The 16170-nt window shown below is 52.7% G+C and carries 18 protein-coding genes; 11 read left to right on the forward strand and 7 right to left on the reverse strand.

What is annotated here, in order from left to right; genetic code table 11:
- The 3 genes from EHN13_RS22120 to trxC all read right to left on the reverse strand — a co-directional run.
- The coding region (locus tag EHN13_RS22120; protein ID WP_148085790.1) for a CoA-binding protein at window positions 1-531 on the reverse strand (531 nt) is incomplete at its 3' end.
- Window positions 532-567: 36 nt separating this feature from the next.
- Entirely contained in the window at window positions 568-1266 is a 699-nt protein-coding gene (gene tapT, locus EHN13_RS22125; protein ID WP_124022086.1) for a tRNA-uridine aminocarboxypropyltransferase, read from the reverse strand.
- Between the two features lie 69 nt (window positions 1267-1335).
- Window positions 1336-1755, reverse strand: coding sequence for a thioredoxin TrxC (gene trxC / locus EHN13_RS22130; protein WP_003037559.1), 420 nt, complete (start codon window positions 1753-1755; stop codon window positions 1336-1338).
- Between the two features lie 207 nt (window positions 1756-1962).
- On the opposite strand from trxC, the gene EHN13_RS22135 reads away from it, so the two are divergent.
- The gene (locus tag EHN13_RS22135; RefSeq protein ID WP_048210880.1) at window positions 1963-3042 is read left to right on the forward strand and encodes a tRNA/rRNA methyltransferase; all 1080 of its coding nucleotides are present in this window, start codon (window positions 1963-1965) and stop codon (window positions 3040-3042) included.
- A gap of 33 nt (window positions 3043-3075) precedes the next feature.
- On the opposite strand, the gene ung is transcribed toward EHN13_RS22135, so the two are convergent.
- Window positions 3076-3765: a uracil-DNA glycosylase gene (ung, locus tag EHN13_RS22140; RefSeq protein ID WP_124022087.1), complete on the reverse strand. Its 690-nt coding sequence runs from the start codon at window positions 3763-3765 to the stop codon at window positions 3076-3078.
- Between the two features lie 318 nt (window positions 3766-4083).
- Here ung and grcA point away from each other — a divergent pair, with 318 nt between their 5' ends.
- The gene (gene grcA / locus EHN13_RS22145) at window positions 4084-4467 is read left to right on the forward strand and encodes an autonomous glycyl radical cofactor GrcA (RefSeq protein WP_003037563.1); all 384 of its coding nucleotides are present in this window, start codon (window positions 4084-4086) and stop codon (window positions 4465-4467) included.
- A gap of 79 nt (window positions 4468-4546) precedes the next feature.
- On the opposite strand, the gene eamB is transcribed toward grcA, so the two are convergent.
- Complete coding sequence (gene eamB / locus EHN13_RS22150; RefSeq protein WP_124022088.1) at window positions 4547-5134, reverse strand: cysteine/O-acetylserine transporter; 588 nt, start codon at window positions 5132-5134, stop codon at window positions 4547-4549.
- 102 nt (window positions 5135-5236) lie between these two features.
- Here eamB and EHN13_RS22155 point away from each other — a divergent pair, with 102 nt between their 5' ends.
- The gene (locus EHN13_RS22155) at window positions 5237-6133 is read left to right on the forward strand and encodes a LysR family transcriptional regulator (RefSeq protein ID WP_121585497.1); all 897 of its coding nucleotides are present in this window, start codon (window positions 5237-5239) and stop codon (window positions 6131-6133) included.
- A gap of 17 nt (window positions 6134-6150) precedes the next feature.
- On the opposite strand, the gene srmB is transcribed toward EHN13_RS22155, so the two are convergent.
- On the reverse strand, window positions 6151-7479 hold the full coding sequence (gene srmB / locus EHN13_RS22160; RefSeq protein WP_061068367.1) for an ATP-dependent RNA helicase SrmB: 1329 nt from the start codon (window positions 7477-7479) through the stop codon (window positions 6151-6153).
- A 130-nt stretch (window positions 7480-7609) separates the two neighbouring features.
- Here srmB and trmN point away from each other — a divergent pair, with 130 nt between their 5' ends.
- Window positions 7610-8347 carry a tRNA(1)(Val) (adenine(37)-N(6))-methyltransferase TrmN gene (gene trmN, locus EHN13_RS22165; RefSeq protein WP_124022089.1) on the forward strand — a complete coding sequence of 246 codons (738 nt, stop codon included), beginning with the start codon at window positions 7610-7612 and terminating at the stop codon, window positions 8345-8347.
- Here trmN and nadB read toward each other — a convergent pair.
- A complete protein-coding gene (gene nadB, locus EHN13_RS22170) occupies window positions 8332-9954 on the reverse strand; it encodes an L-aspartate oxidase (RefSeq protein ID WP_061068365.1) in 1623 nt (540 codons plus the stop codon). The genes trmN and nadB overlap by 16 nt on opposite strands.
- Before the next feature lie 263 nt (window positions 9955-10217).
- Between nadB and rseD the strand changes: the two genes are divergently transcribed.
- The 7 genes from rseD (at window position 10218) to lepB (ending at window position 16113) form a co-directional block, all read left to right on the forward strand.
- Window positions 10218-10382, forward strand: a complete 165-nt coding sequence (rseD, locus tag EHN13_RS22175; protein WP_124022090.1) for a rpoE leader peptide RseD — start codon at window positions 10218-10220, stop codon at window positions 10380-10382.
- A complete protein-coding gene (gene rpoE, locus EHN13_RS22180) occupies window positions 10379-10954 on the forward strand; it encodes an RNA polymerase sigma factor RpoE (RefSeq protein ID WP_003037573.1) in 576 nt (191 codons plus the stop codon). Before rseD ends, rpoE begins: the two co-directional genes overlap by 4 nt.
- 31 nt (window positions 10955-10985) lie before the next feature.
- Complete coding sequence (gene rseA / locus EHN13_RS22185) at window positions 10986-11636, forward strand: anti-sigma-E factor RseA (RefSeq protein WP_005130332.1); 651 nt, start codon at window positions 10986-10988, stop codon at window positions 11634-11636.
- Window positions 11636-12592, forward strand: a complete 957-nt coding sequence (rseB, locus tag EHN13_RS22190) for a sigma-E factor regulatory protein RseB (RefSeq protein WP_048210886.1) — start codon at window positions 11636-11638, stop codon at window positions 12590-12592. The genes rseA and rseB overlap by 1 nt, the downstream gene beginning before the upstream one ends.
- Window positions 12589-13053: a SoxR-reducing system protein RseC gene (rseC, locus tag EHN13_RS22195; protein WP_048210887.1), complete on the forward strand. Its 465-nt coding sequence runs from the start codon at window positions 12589-12591 to the stop codon at window positions 13051-13053. The genes rseB and rseC overlap by 4 nt, the downstream gene beginning before the upstream one ends.
- A 270-nt stretch (window positions 13054-13323) precedes the next feature.
- The gene (gene lepA, locus EHN13_RS22200) at window positions 13324-15123 is read left to right on the forward strand and encodes a translation elongation factor 4 (protein ID WP_005130327.1); all 1800 of its coding nucleotides are present in this window, start codon (window positions 13324-13326) and stop codon (window positions 15121-15123) included.
- 15 nt (window positions 15124-15138) lie between these two features.
- On the forward strand, window positions 15139-16113 hold the full coding sequence (gene lepB / locus EHN13_RS22205) for a signal peptidase I (protein ID WP_124022091.1): 975 nt from the start codon (window positions 15139-15141) through the stop codon (window positions 16111-16113).
- The last annotated feature ends 57 nt before the right edge of the window (window positions 16114-16170 follow it).

Here is a 16170-nt window from a genome sequence, read left to right on the forward strand (position 1 = left end):
AAACCAGGAAAAACCCATGTCGCGCTGCTGCGCCCAGTCCAGAATGGTGTTGGAAATCGCAGCCGACTGGGAAATAAATGCCAGCTTGCCGCGCTTGATGGGGACGGGGGAAAAGCTGGCGTTAAGCCCCTGCCAGGGCGCGAGAAGTCCCAGACTGTTGGGCCCCAGCAGACGTATGTTGTAGCGTGATGCACAGGCCAGCAGCTCCGCGTGTTGCGCCGTGGGAGCCGAGAGAATAATGCAGGTTTTGCAGCCTTTCTCGCCAAGTGCTTCGAGCAACGTCAGGTTGCGGCTGGCATTGGTGCACAACACGGCGAGATCGGGGCTAAAAGGCAGGCTGCTGATATTGGGCCACGCCAGTACGCCCAACACGGCTTTCCAGGCGGGGGTCACTGGTAAAACGGGGCCGTTGAACCCTCCTGCCAGCAGGTTACGCATCATCAGGTATCCTGCTCGATTGGGCTTCATTGACGCCCCAATCACGGCAATGGATTTCGGTCGCAGTAGCGCTTCCAGACCACGTTGACTCATATCGGCTTCCTTAATGACTCCAGTGACCGAATGATTTTAAACGCTTTCTGTTGAGTCTGCTGTGACGCTTCCCTGATGTTGAGTTTTTCCTGCCAGGTAGCGTGTTTTAAAGCGCGTGAAGTGCTCACCTAATCCTTCGGCTGCCTGCGTATCACCTGCCAGATCCAGTAAAGCAATTGCCACTTCGGCAGTGCAATATTGCCCCTCGGCATGGACTTCGCGCAGATGGTAAGCGGAGAGGCGTGATAAATCGACGGAGATCACCGGCAGGTTATCAAGGTACGGGCTTTTGCGGAACATTTTGCGTGCTTCTGGCCAGGTGCCATCAAGCATAATGAATAGCGGTGGTTTACCGGCTGGTGGTGTGAAAATGACCTCACGCCCCTCGTCGGCATAAGATGCCGGGAATACGACCATCGGCTGATAATCCGGATTTTTCACCAGTTCAAGCAGCGCCTGCGGTGGCTCGGTGCGTGACCACTGAAAAGCCGTTGTTTCGGGCAGGATATCGGCAATTAAACGCCCGGTATTGCTGGGCTTCATCGGTTCGGTATCAAACATCACCAGGCAAAAACAGCTTTTCGCCTGAGCTGGCGTCAGCGTTTCACACAGGCACAGTTTCAGCGGCAGCAGGCAGCGCTGACAGCGACGGATGCGATTACCTCGGGCAAGAAAAGGGCGCGTGGCGCGCGCAAGACGCTCGGCACGTAACTGGAGAACGGCGTTATTGGTCATCGGGAAGCACGTTGAAAAATGCTATTGTCTCAGAGGACAAAACGGGGCACAAGATGTGCCCCGCAGAGTTTATAATGATTCGTTAAGCCAGCTATCAAACGGAGCCTTAGGTACGGCACCATTAAGCATGTCGACGATTTCACCTTTTCTGAAGATCATGATGGTCGGGATGCTGCGGATACCGAAGCGGGCGCTGAGCTCACGTTCGGCTTCCGTATTCACTTTAACAAAACGTACTTTACCGCTACGTTCTTCCGCGACATCTTCAAAAATCGGAGCGAAGTTGCGGCATGGACCACACCAGGGGGCCCAAAAATCAACCACCACCGGGAGATCGTCTTTTAACAGTTTATCCAGTGTTTCACCGGTCGCATTGATCACCTCCCCATCAAACAGGTCGTGACCACAGCGTCCGCATTTAGCCGCTTCCTGGACACGATCGTCGGGGATGCGGTTGATAGCCTGGCAGCTGGTACAAACGGTATTCATAACTAACCTCTGGATGAGTGGAGTGGACTTCACGGCAGTAACGCCAGTATGTTTCTATTATGTTACATATTATCGGGGAGTCTGTTCTAAACAACAATGCGTTTTATTCAATGAGTACAATAGTCCTTAGCTTTTAAATGAAATAATGGCTAACGACGTGCACATCGGGTAATCTGCGCGCTTCGCGCAGAGCAGGTGGAGAAAAACATGAGCGACGAACTGAAGAACAAAAACGGCAAGGTCAAAGTGATGTACGTCCGCAGTGACGATGACTCGGATAAACGCACCCAAAATCCACGTACTGGTAAAGGCGGCGGTCGCCCCGGTACTTCCCGAGCCGAAGGCGGTCGTCGCCCTGCCCGTGATGACAGAAAGGGTCCGAACAGCGAACGAGGCCGTGAACGTGGTCGTGACCGCGATGTTGAACGCGATCGTAAACGTGAGGATTCGCCATGGCGTACCGTGTCCCGCGCCCCGAGTGATGACGCAGCGGAAAAAGCCGATCACGGCGGTATCAGCGGCAAAAGCTTTATCGATCCGGAAGTATTACGTCGCCAGCGCGCGGAAGAAACTCGCGTTTACGGTGAGAATGCCTGTCAGGCTCTGTTCCAGAGTCGTCCGGACGCTATCGTCCGCGCCTGGTTTGTTCAGAGCGTCACCCCGCGCTTTAAAGAAGCATTACGCTGGATGGCGGCAAACCGCAAAGCCTACCACGTGGTTGACGAAGCCGAACTGGCGAAGGCCTCTGGCACTGAACACCACGGTGGTGTCTGTTTCCTGATTAAAAAACGTAACGGTACCACCGTTAAGCAGTGGGTTGGTCAGGCGGGCGCGCAGGATTGCGTACTGGCGCTGGAAGATATCGCCAACCCGCATAACCTGGGCGGTATGATGCGTAGCTGCGCACACTTCGGTGTGAAAGGCGTGGTGGTGCAGGATGCGGCGCTGCTGGAATCGGGTGCGGCTATCCGTACCGCTGAAGGGGGGGCTGAGCACGTTCAGCCGATTACCGGTGACAGTATTGTCGACGTGCTGGACGATTTCCGTAACGCGGGTTACACGATAGTGATGACCTCAAGCGTGAAAGGTAAACCGCTGTTTACGACCACGCTGCCGGAAAAAATGGTGCTGGTATTAGGGCGTGAGCGTGAAGCTCTGCCGGAAGCGGCATGCTCAGCCGACGATTTGTGCGTGGCGATTGACGGTACCGGCAATGTAGAAACGCTTAACGTTTCTGTTGCGACCGGCGTGCTACTCGCGGAGTGGTGGCGTCAGAACAAAGCCTGATAATAAAAATGCCAGCGAATCGCTGGCATTTTTTTACTCGCTTTCTGCGGGTAATATCGGCATCCAGTCAATCGGTTTTTCACCTCGTTGTTCCAGCCATTCATTAGCCAGTACAAAGTGATTGCAGCCAAAGAAACCGCGATGCGCAGAGAGCGGTGATGGGTGTGGCGCTTTCAACACATGGTGACGCTGCGCATCAATAATCGCGCCTTTCTTCTGAGCATGTGAACCCCAGAGCAGGAAAACCACACCTTCCCGATGTTGGTTAATCAGGCTGATGACTTTATCAGTAAACGTTTCCCATCCCAGACTGGCATGCGAATGCGCCTGACCCGCCCGAACGGTGAGAACGGTGTTGAGTAACAATACGCCCTGGCGTGCCCAGCTTTCCAGGTATCCATGTGTCGGACGGGTAAATCCCGGGATGGTGGCTTCCAGCTCTTTATACATGTTCAGTAGTGACGGCGGAGTGGCGATGCCAGGGCGTACAGAGAAGGCGAGACCGTGTGCCTGGCCTGGGCCGTGGTAGGGATCTTGCCCCAGAATGACAACTTTAACGTCGCCAAGCTCAGTAAAGCGAAACGCGTTAAACACATCTTTTTGCGGTGGATAGATTGTCATACCCGACTGACGCTCGCCGGCAACGGTATGCAGCGTGTTAACAAAGTAAGGCTGCTGTTTCTCTTCAGCCAGCACATCGTGCCAGGTTAATTCGGTGGCCATCTCGCTCTCCTGCGATTTTTTCAATCCCCATAGCTTAACTGCTTCTTTCAACGGCGCAAAATTCTGCACGTTTCTCAAAGCGCTACCTCTTAAAGATAGTTGAAAATTTATGTAAAAAGTTTAGCTGTGTATATGGCGTAAGTTGATGTAAAACAATAAAATCCACCTATCACCACTTTTCATGTGTGGTTTTTATTGATTTAAATCAAAGATTCAAGGGTGTGTGAGGGGTATATATACACTCAAGCAACAATGGTTTTACCAATTGGCCGGATGACGGCCAACCGAGATCAAATAATTTTGCCGGGGAGGCATCAAATGATTACAGGTATCCAGATTACTAAAGCTGCAAACGACGACCTGCTGAACTCTTTCTGGCTGCTGGACAGCGAAAAAGGCGAAGCACGCTGCATCGTTGCCAAAGCAGGTTTCAATGCTGATGAAGTCGTTGCTGTCAGCAAACTGGGCGAAATCGAATACCGTGAAGTACCGGTAGACGTACAGCCGGAAGTCCGCGTGGAAGGTGGTCAGCACCTGAACGTGAACGTTCTGCGTCGCGAAACGCTGGAAGATGCAGTTAAGCATCCGGAAAAATATCCGCAGCTGACCATCCGTGTTTCTGGTTATGCAGTGCGTTTCAACTCTCTGACCCCAGAACAGCAGCGCGACGTTATTGCTCGTACCTTTACTGAGAGCCTGTAAGGGTCACGGGGAATAACCCCGTTTAGCAAAGAATCAAAAAGCGGAAGATGCCAGTGTCTCTTCCGCTTTTTTGCATCCGTTAGTAAAAGATCCTCACCGCGCAATACACCAACAGCAGCGCCAGAATGATATTCAACTGCCGGCCGTAACGGCGAAAAACGCGCTGAAAAAGATGGCCCGCCAGCGCCCAGCAGGCATTTCCGAAGGTGCCGATCAGCGCCAACAGAATACTCACTCCAATCAACCAGTGCGCGTCCTGTGTATACGGCAATACAAATGTGGATAACGCGGTAATGCCGTACAAAATGATTTTGACGTTCACAAACTGCAAACCAAAACTCGCCCAAAAGCTAATCGGTTCCGCCTGCAGCCTATCGTTTGAGGCTGGGCTGGTGGCGATTTTCAGCGCCAGCCATAAAATGTAGGCTGCCCCTGCCCAACTCAGCCAATGAATAATAGCCGGATCCATGACCGCCAGCGAAAACGAGATCCCGGCGCACAGCAGCATGACGATTAAAAAGCCCAGACTCATTCCGGCCAGAACACGCGTGCTTTGACGTAAGCCATGTGATGTCGCCGCACTCAGCGCGAGGATATTATTCGGGCCGGGTGTTAGCGCAGTAATCAGTGTATAGGTCCAGAATGCACTTAAAAGCATGGGGGTCACTTGTTATCTCCTCTGTTTTGGTAGACAGTACCCGAGACAAAACATTTAAAAAAATGAATGTTTTTGCATTCTGAATTCGATATTTTCGATGGGTTGGTGCGAATGGATTTACGTCGGTTTATTACGTTAAAAACAGTGGTGGAAGAGGGCTCATTCCTTCGGGCTTCACAAAAGCTTTGCTGTACGCAATCAACCGTAACGTTTCATATTCAACAGCTTGAACAAGAACTCTCAGTACAGCTATTCGAAAAAATTGGCCGGCGGATGTGTCTCACCAGTGAGGGCAAACGGCTGATGCCGCATATACATGACCTGACGCGTGTGATGGCATCGATCCGACAGTCAGCACATCAGGATGCGCAGCCGAGCGGCGATCTCCGCGTCGCAACCGGAGAAACGTTACTGGCCTATAAAATGCCGCAGGTTTTACAGCGCTTTAAACAACGCGCTCCCAATGTTCGGTTGTCCCTACAGTCGCTCAATTGTTATGTCATTCGTGATGCCCTGCTGGACGATGAGGTTGATCTGGGGGTGTTTTATCGGGTTGGGAATGATGAGGCGCTTGAGATGCTGTCACTGGGTGAACAGTCACTGGCGCTGGTCGCCTCTCCGGCTCTTCAGGATGTTGATTTCACTCAGCATAATCAGCATATTCCCTGCAGTTTTATCATTAATGAACCGCAATGTATTTTTAGACAGCGTTTTGAAAGTCTGCTGCGTAAGCGGCAGATAACGCTGGAAAATACTATTGAGCTATGGAGTATCGAAAGCATCAAGCAGTGTGTCTCTGCGAATCTTGGTGTCAGTTTTTTACCGCGGTTTACCGTTGAGAAGGAATTACACTCAGGAGAATTAATCGAGTTGCCGTTCAGTGAAAAGCCTGAATTGATTACCGCATTGTGCGCACATCATGCCGGAAAAGTCGTTAGCCCGGCGATACGGGTTTTTATGGAATGTATTACAGAGAGCTTTGCTGCGCATGAAAAAATGCCGGGCTAAACGGCCCGGCATTCGGTTTACTCTTTGTCAGACTGCTGGGTAGCAGCTCCGCTCGGCTTACGACGTTTGCCGATATTTTTGGCGTCGCGGTGACGTTTTTTCACCCGCGGCTTCTCTTTCTCTTTCGCTTTTTTCTCGGCGCGCTTCGCCAGCACTTTCTTGGATGGCTTACCGTTGGATTTCTCACTTGGCGCGCGCGTGGTTGGACGCAGTTCGTCGATGACGCGTGCTTTCAGCGGCTCGTCAATATAGCGGCTCGCTTTGCCGAGCAGCAGGTGGTCATGCGCTTCAACCAAAGAGATTGCAGTACCTTTACGCCCGGCACGACCGGTACGACCAATGCGGTGCAGATAGGCATCGCCACTGCGCGGCATGTCGAAGTTAAACACGTGGCTGACGTCAGGAATATCGATCCCGCGAGCGGCAACGTCGGTGGCTACCAGCACGTTCACGCGACCATCGGTCAGGCGTTTGATCGCTTCGTTACGTTTGTTCTGCACCATCTCGCCTTCGAGATAGCAGTTATTAATGCCTGCCTGGCGCAGCCAGCCAGCCAGCTCGTGCACACGTTCGCGTTTGCGTACAAAGACAATTGAGCGGGTCGCTTCCGGCTGTTTTAAAAGATGGATCAGCAGGGCAGTTTTGTGCTCGATATCATCGGCACGGTAGTAAAACTGATGGATCTTCTTGCGTTCGCGGGTGGACGGATCTGCCGAGACTTCGACAGGATCTTCCAGCAGACGCTCGGCAAAATCTTTGATCGCATCGCCTTCCAGGGTGGCGGAGAACAGCATCGTTTGCTTACGCCAGCGGGTTTCACCGGCGATATGTTCGATGTCCTGGGCAAAGCCCATGTCCAGCATACGGTCTGCTTCATCGAGGATCAGCGTTTCAACTGCATGGCAGTCGAAGTTCTCTTCTTTAATGTATTGCAGCAGACGACCCGTGGTGGCGACCACGATGTCCTGGTTTTCGCTAAAGACTTCCATGTGGTTCATGTAAGCCACGCCGCCGGTAATGGTGGCAATATCCAGATGCGTATTTTTGGCCAATTCACGGGCGTGTTCGGCAACCTGCATCGCCAGTTCGCGCGTCGGTGTCAGGATTAAAATGCGCGGTGGACCTGATTTCTTGCGCGGGAAGTCGAGCAAGTGCTGCAACGCTGGCAGCAAATATGCCGCCGTTTTACCGGTGCCTGTCGGCGCAGAACCGAGTACATCACGGCCATCGAGCGCAGGCGGAATGGCGGCAGCCTGAATGGCGGTCGGGCGAGTGAAACCTTTTTCCTGGAGGGCTTCCAGCAGGCTTTCATCGAGTTCAAGTTCGGAAAAAGTCGTTACAGTCATGTTCTACCTCTGAGTGGGGCGCTGATTATAGACGTTACGGCTGCAATCTTCATCTGTTTGTATGGATATACCTTCTCAGGTATTGTTTTTATCCTATGTTATCGTTTTTTTTCCAGGAAGGTTGTTCTTCATGCCCCAGTCTACATCCGTACTTAGACGTAATGGATTTACTTTTAAGCAGTTTTTTGTGGCACACGATCGTTGTGCAATGAAAGTCGGAACGGACGGCATTTTATTGGGGGCCTGGGCCCCCGTTGCGGGCGTAAAGCGGATCCTGGATATTGGTACCGGGAGCGGCCTGCTGGCGCTGATGCTGGCCCAGCGCACTGATGAAAACGTCATCATTGACGCCGTGGAGCTTGATGTCGACGCCGCGCAGCAGGCGCAGGAGAACATCGCGCAATCTCCGTGGATGCATCGTGTGAACGTGCATACGGAAGATGCCCAGCAGTGGATACCGCGCCAGACCGTGCGTTTTGATTTGATCATCAGCAATCCTCCCTATTATGAACAGGGCGTGGAATGTGCTACGCCGCAGCGCGAGCAGGCACGCTACACCACCACGCTCGATCATCAGGCATTGCTTACGCTGGCGGCGGACAGCATTACGGAAGAAGGCTTTTTTTGTGTAGTGCTACCGGAGCAGATTGGTAACGCATTTACTCAGCAGGCACTTGGCATGGGCTGGCATCTGCGATTGCGCACAGATGTAGCAGAAACCGAGGCCCGTCTACCGCATCGGGTATTGCTGGCATTCTCCCCGCAGGCCGGGGAGTGCTTTAGCGACAGGTTGGTTATCCGTGGGCCAGACCAACGTTACTCTGAAGGTTATACGGCGCTGACCCAGGCATTCTATCTGTTTATGTGATGACTGAGCGGCGAGAGAATTGACGGGCCCGCCTCTGGAAGCTGTTCTGGATAATCCAGCGTGTAGTGCAGGCCCCGACTCTCTTTGCGCATCATCGCGCAGCGGACAATCAGCTCGGCAACCTGCACCAGATTGCGCAGCTCCAGTAGGTTGTTCGACACACGGAAATGGGCGTAATACTCGTCGATTTCCTGTTGCAGCATGGTGATACGGCGCAGGGCGCGCTCCAGACGTTTAGTGGTGCGCACGATGCCGACGTAATCCCACATAAACAGCCGCAGCTCATGCCAGTTATGCTGAATGACAACCAACTCATCCGGGTTTTCTACCCGGCTTTCATCCCAACCCGGGAGCGAGTTAACGCCGCGGGCATAAGGCATTCTGCGGTCAATATCTTCCGCCGCAGACCAGCCATACACCAGACACTCCAGCAGCGAGTTCGACGCCATGCGGTTGGCGCCATGCAGGCCGGTATAACTCACTTCGCCGATCGCATACAGCCCGTCGACATCTGTACGACCAAAGTCATCAACCATCACGCCGCCGCAGGTATAGTGCGCGGCAGGAACGATAGGGACCGGCTCTTTGGTCAGATCGATGCCCAGTCCCAGCAATTTTTCGTAAATCATCGGGAAATGCTGGCGAACAAACTCTTCGGGCTTATGGCTGATGTCGAGGAACATACAGTCAGCGCCGAGGCGCTTCATTTCGTGGTCGATGGCACGGGCGACAATATCACGTGGGGCCAGCTCGCCGCGCTTGTCAAAGTCGGGCATAAAGCGTGAGCCATCCGGGCGTTTCAGGTGTGCGCCTTCGCCGCGAAGCGCTTCAGTCAGCAGAAAATTGCGCGCCTGTGGATGATACAGCGCGGTTGGGTGAAATTGGTTAAATTCCAGATTGGCGACGCGGCATCCTGCGCGCCAGGCCATCGCAATACCGTCGCCCGAAGAAATATCCGGATTGGTGGTGTATTGATACACTTTAGAAGCGCCGCCAGTGGCCAACACTACCGACTTCGCATGGCAGGTCTCAACGGCTTCTTTATTACGATTCCAGATCCAGGCTCCGACAACCCGACGCGTCCCCGGTAGACCAACTTTATCTGAGATGATCAGGTCCACGGCGTTACTGCGCTCCAGTACCCGAATATTCGGATGACTTTGCGCCTGGCTGACCAATGTGGTTTCGACCTCTTTACCAGTGGCATCTGCCGCATGCAGGATTCGTCGATGGCTATGGCCGCCTTCTCGGGTCAGATGATAGCTCTCTTCGCCATTGGGTTGAACCTGAGTATCAAATAAGACGCCTTGATCAATTAGCCACTGGACACACGAGCGGGCGTTACTGGCTACAAACTCAACGGCATGACGATCGCAAAGACCGGCCCCTGCAATCAGCGTGTCTTCAACGTGGGAGTCAATGCTGTCGGTTTCATCGAAAACAGCGGCGATGCCACCCTGAGCATAAAATGTCGAGCCTTCACTAACTGGTCCTTTGCTCAGGACAATGACCTGATGTTTTTCAGCCAGGCGTAGCGCCAGTGAGAGTCCGGCAGCCCCGCTGCCAATGATCAGCACGTCACAGGATAATTCGGGAGTCGTATTCATGATTTTTGTTTAATTTACTAAACAGTGTTCGCTCACCATAGCACCATACTGCGCGATGCTGCACGTTTTATTTTCAACCGTGTTGCAATGGCTAAACACAGGGGAAGGGAATGTGGATGAGTGAAAGAGCAAAAATATTTTGTGAAGCAGGCCGTTAGCATCAGATTATGAGGTGAAATAAAGTGGCTGTTGGGTTACTCTGCTGGCGGTGAAATGGGCATTTCTATACAGATAGTGCGTTGATCGGGTTATGTAGACTTATAATGAGAGATAAGACCTGTCTACAACATGACAAACAAAAACAAATGCGTAACGGAACTTTACGAAACTTGAGCACTCTAAGCTTTTGCTTGCTCATAGTGAAGCTTATGGAGTGGCGTTTCGAAAGCGCGTGGAAATTTGGTTTGGGGAGACTTTACCTCGGATGAGCGAGCAGTTAACGGACCAGGTCCTGGTTGAACGGGTCCAGAAGGGAGATCAGAAAGCCTTTAACTTACTGGTGGTTCGCTACCAGCATAAAGTGGCGAGTCTGGTTTCCCGCTATGTACCGTCGGGCGATGTTCCCGATGTTGTACAAGAAGCATTTATCAAGGCCTATCGTGCGCTGGACTCGTTCCGGGGAGATAGTGCTTTTTATACCTGGCTGTATCGTATTGCGGTCAATACAGCGAAGAATTACCTGGTCGCTCAGGGGCGTCGTCCACCTTCCAGTGATATAGATGCGATAGAAGCAGAAAATTACGAAAGTGGCGGTGCGCTGAAAGAAATTTCGAACCCTGAGAACTTAATGTTGTCAGAAGAACTGAGACAGATAGTTTTCCGAACTATTGAGTCCCTCCCGGAAGATTTACGCATGGCAATAACCTTGCGGGAGCTGGATGGCCTGAGCTATGAAGAGATAGCCGCTATCATGGATTGTCCGGTGGGTACGGTGCGTTCACGTATCTTCCGAGCGAGGGAAGCTATTGATAATAAAGTTCAACCGCTTATCAGGCGTTGACGATAGCGGGATACTGGAAAAGGTATTAGGCATGCAGAAAGAAAAACTTTCCGCTTTAATGGATGGCGAAACGCTGGACACTGAGTTGCTCAAAGAGCTGGCTCATGACCCGGAAATGCAAAAAACCTGGGAGAGTTATCACCTGATTCGCGATTCCATGCGAGGTGATACCGCCGACGTTCTCCATTTCGATATTTCCGACCGCGTAATGGCTGCTATCGCAGATGAGCCAGTACGTCAGGCGGTGCCATTGATCCCTGAGGCCCAGCCAGCACCGCATCAGTGGCAGAAAATGCCATTCTGGAAGAAAATGCGTCCGTGGGCTGCGCAGCTTACCCAAATGGGTGTGGCCGCGTGTGTATCACTTGCAGTTATTGTTGGCGTCCAGCACTATAATGGACAATCTGAAACGTCCCAGCAGCCCGAAACGCCGGTATTTAATACATTACCGATGATGGGTAAAGCCAGTCCGGTGAGCCTGGGTGTACCTTCTGACGCGACTGCCAGCGGCGGTCAGCAACAGCAGGTACAGGAGCAGCGTCGTCGTATTAATGCCATGTTGCAGGATTACGAACTGCAACGTCGACTGCACTCCGAACAGCTTCAGTTTGAGCAGGCGCAAACACAGCAAGCCGCTGTCCAGGTGCCAGGAATTCAAACTTTAGGAACGCAATCGCAGTAATGAAGCAACTTTGGTTTGCCATGTCACTTGTGGCTGGTAGCCTGTTCTTCTCTGTAAACGCCTCGGCCAATCCTGCGTCCGGGGCGTTGTTGCAGCAGATGAATCTGGCCAGCCAGTCGCTCACCTATGAGCTGTCATTTGTCAGCATCAATAAGCAGGGCGTTGAATCCCTACGTTATCGCCATGCCCGCCAGGACAACCGCCCTCTTGCACAGTTGTTGCAAATGGATGGACCGCGTCGGGAAGTGGTGCAACGTGGCAATGAAATCAGTTACTTTGAGCCAGGACTCGAACCGTTCACGCTGAATGGCGACTATATTGTTGATTCTCTGCCATCCCTGATTTACACCGATTTTAAACGTCTTGCACCCTACTATGATTTTATCGCGGTAGGACGCACGCGTATTGCCGACCGACTCTGTGAAGTTATCCGCGTGGTAGCGCGTGACGGTACGCGTTACAGCTACATCGTCTGGATGGACACCGAAACCAAGCTGCCAATGCGTGTCGATCTCCTCGATCGGGATGGCGAAACGCTTGAACAATTCCGCGTTATCGCCTTTACCGTCAATAACGGGGTTAGCGACAGCATGCAGACGCTGGCGAAAGCAAACCTTCCGCCGTTATTGTCAGTTCCTGCGGGGGAGAAAACGAACTTCAACTGGAGTCCATCGTGGTTACCGCAAGGCTTCAGCGAGGTTTCCAGCAGTCGACGCCCGCTGCCGACAATGGATAACATGCCGATTGAATCGCGCCTGTATTCTGATGGCCTGTTCAGTTTTTCTGTGAACGTGAACCGCGCGTCGCAAAACAGCGCCGATCAACTGCTGCGTACCGGACGTCGAACGGTCAGTACTACCGTGCGGGATAATGCCGAAATCACCATTGTGGGCGAGCTCCCGCCGCAAACGGCAAAGCGTATCGCGGATAATATTAAGTTCAGGGCCGCGCAATGATTAAAGAATGGGCAACAGTCGTCTCCTGGCAAAATGGTCTGGCGACGGTCAGCTGCGATGTTAAAGCATCGTGTAGCAGCTGCGCGTCGCGGGCTGGATGTGGCAGTCGTGTGCTGAACAAACTGGGGCCGCAAACAACGCATACTATCGTGGTACCCAGCGATGAACCGCTGACGCCTGGGCAGAAAGTTGAACTGGGTATTGCCGAAGGGAGCCTGTTAGGCTCGGCGATGCTGGTTTATATGTCTCCGCTGGCGGGACTCTTTATTTTTGCTGCGCTGTTTCAGGTGCTGTTTGGCAGCGATATCGCCGCACTCAGCGGGGCGATACTGGGCGGTGTGGGGGGATTCCTGATTGCGCGAGGATATTCCCGTAAGCTTGCTGAGCGCGAAGCCTGGCAACCGGTTATTCTCAACGTAGCTCTCCCGCCCGATCTGATTCGTGTTGAAACCCCGCAGTGATATCTTTGCCTGATGGCGCTGCGCTTATCAGGCCTACAGCGTCCTCAGATGCAAAGGTAGGCCGGATAAGGCGTTTATGCCGCCATCCGGCAAAAGTTTCACTGACTTTGCAAAGTTGTTTCCAGTTCCCGCTATCCTTGCTCTATGAACATTTCCTCGCCTCAGCGATGTAGTGTAGAATGCGGCGTTTCACTAAAACAGACGTTAAGCTCAGAACAGCGACTTCTCAGAGCCTGCCCAGGCAGGCGTAAGGCACAATAATTACACTATATGAAGAACATACGTAACTTTTCAATCATAGCTCACATCGACCACGGTAAATCGACGCTGTCTGACCGTATTATCCAGATCTGCGGTGGCCTGTCTGACCGTGAAATGGAAGCGCAGGTTCTCGACTCGATGGATCTTGAGCGTGAGCGCGGTATTACTATCAAAGCGCAGAGCGTGACGCTCGATTTCAAAGCATCTGATGGTGAAACCTACCAGCTTAACTTTATCGACACCCCGGGCCACGTTGACTTCTCTTATGAAGTTTCACGCTCGCTTGCCGCCTGTGAAGGCGCACTGCTGGTCGTTGATGCCGGGCAGGGTGTTGAAGCGCAAACACTGGCTAACTGCTATACCGCCATGGAAATGGATCTGGAAGTGGTGCCAGTACTGAACAAAATTGACCTGCCAGCCGCCGATCCAGAGCGTGTGGCGGAAGAGATTGAAGATATCGTCGGTATTGATGCGGCTGACGCTGTCCGTTGCTCGGCGAAAACCGGTGTTGGCGTGACCGACGTTCTTGAACGTCTGGTGCGTGATATTCCGCCGCCAGAAGGCGACCCGGAAGGCCCGTTACAGGCGCTTATCATCGACTCCTGGTTCGACAACTATCTCGGTGTGGTCTCGCTGGTGCGTATTAAAAACGGTACCATGCGTAAAGGCGACAAAATCAAAGTGATGAGTACCGGTCAGGTCTACAACGCTGATCGCCTGGGTATCTTTACGCCGAAACAGGTTGACCGTACAGAACTGAAGTGTGGCGAGGTAGGTTGGTTAGTTTGCGCCATTAAAGACATCCTCGGCGCGCCGGTAGGCGATACCCTGACGCTGGCTCGTAACCCGGCAGATAAACCCCTGCCTGGCTTTAAAAAAGTGAAGCCGCAGGTATATGCGGGTCTGTTCCCGGTCAGCTCCGACGACTACGAAAACTTCCGTGATGCGCTTGGTAAGCTGAGCCTCAACGATGCTTCCCTGTTCTACGAACCGGAAAGTTCTACCGCGCTGGGCTTCGGTTTCCGCTGTGGCTTCCTGGGGCTGCTGCACATGGAGATCATTCAGGAGCGTCTGGAACGTGAATACGATCTGGATCTGATCACCACTGCGCCGACCGTAGTGTACGAAGTGGAAACCACGGCGAAAGAGACTATCTACGTCGACAGCCCGTCCAAACTGCCGCCGCTGAATAACATTTACGAACTGCGCGAGCCGATTGCTGAATGTCATATGCTGCTGCCGCAGGCATACCTCGGCAACGTTATTACGCTGTGTATCGAGAAGCGTGGCGTCCAGACCAACATGGTTTACCACGGTAACCAGGTTGCGTTGACCTATGAAATTCCAATGGCGGAAGTGGTACTCGACTTCTTCGACCGTCTGAAGTCGACTTCTCGCGGCTATGCGTCGCTGGATTATAACTTCAAACGTTTCCAGGCCTCCGACATGGTACGCGTTGATGTCCTCATCAACAACGAACGCGTCGATGCACTGGCGCTGATTACCCACCGCGATAACTCCCAGAGCCGTGGCCGTGAACTGGTCGAGAAGATGAAAGATCTGATCCCTCGCCAGCAGTTCGATATCGCAATTCAGGCGGCCATTGGTACGCACATCATTGCGCGTTCAACGGTTAAGCAACTGCGTAAAAACGTTCTGGCTAAGTGCTACGGTGGCGATATCAGCCGTAAGAAAAAGCTGCTGCAAAAACAGAAAGAGGGTAAAAAGCGAATGAAGCAGATCGGTAACGTCGAACTGCCGCAGGAAGCCTTCCTCGCTATTCTGCATGTCGGTAAAGACAGCAAATAATCTTAAGGAGTTGGCATGGCGAACATGTTTGCCCTGATTCTGGTGATTGCCACACTGGTGACGGGCATTTTATGGTGCGTAGATAAGTTTGTCTTCGCGCCAAAACGCCGGGAGCGCCAGGCTGCGGCACAGGCCGCTGCAGGCGATTCACTGGATAAAGCAATGCTGAAAAAAGTTGCCCCTAAGCCGGGTTGGCTGGAAACCGGTGCGTCCGTTTTCCCGGTACTGGCTATTGTGCTGGTGGTGCGTTCATTTATTTATGAACCGTTCCAGATCCCGTCGGGTTCGATGATGCCAACACTGTTGATTGGTGATTTTATTCTGGTAGAGAAATTTGCCTACGGAATTAAAGATCCGATTTATCAGAAAACGTTGATCGAAACTGGCCACCCGAAACGCGGTGATATCGTGGTATTTAAATACCCGGAAGATCCGCGTCTGGACTACATCAAACGCGCTGTCGGTTTACCGGGAGACAAAGTGACGTACGATCCGGTGGCGAAAGAGGTGACGATTCAGCCAGGATGCCGTTCCGGTCAGGCTTGTGAAAACGCGCTGCCGGTAACGTACTCTGATGTTCAGCCAAGTGATTTTGTGCAGACGTTTGCTCGCCGCAACGGCGGGGAAGCGACCAGCGGTTTCTTTGAAGTTCCGCTGAACGAAACGAAAGACAACGGTATTCGCCTGACCGAGCGTAAAGAAACGCTGGGTGAGGTAACTCACCGCATTCTGATGGTGCCAATCGCGCAGGATCAGGTGGGGATGTATTACCGTCAGCCGGGTCAGCAGTTAGCCACCTGGATCGTTCCACCGGGGCATTACTTCATGATGGGCGATAACCGTGACAACAGCGCGGACAGCCGTTACTGGGGATTTGTACCGGAAGCGAATCTGGTAGGTAAAGCGACCGCAATCTGGATGAGTTTCGACAAACAAGAAGGTGAGTGGCCAACCGGTGTTCGTTTGAGTCGCATTGGCGGCATCCACTAATTGCTGATAATGGTTCACGCTGTCGTCTTAATAACGACAGCGTGAATTATTTCTCGG

The organism is Citrobacter youngae, from assembly GCF_003818115.1.
Classification (GTDB): domain Bacteria; phylum Pseudomonadota; class Gammaproteobacteria; order Enterobacterales; family Enterobacteriaceae; genus Citrobacter; species Citrobacter youngae.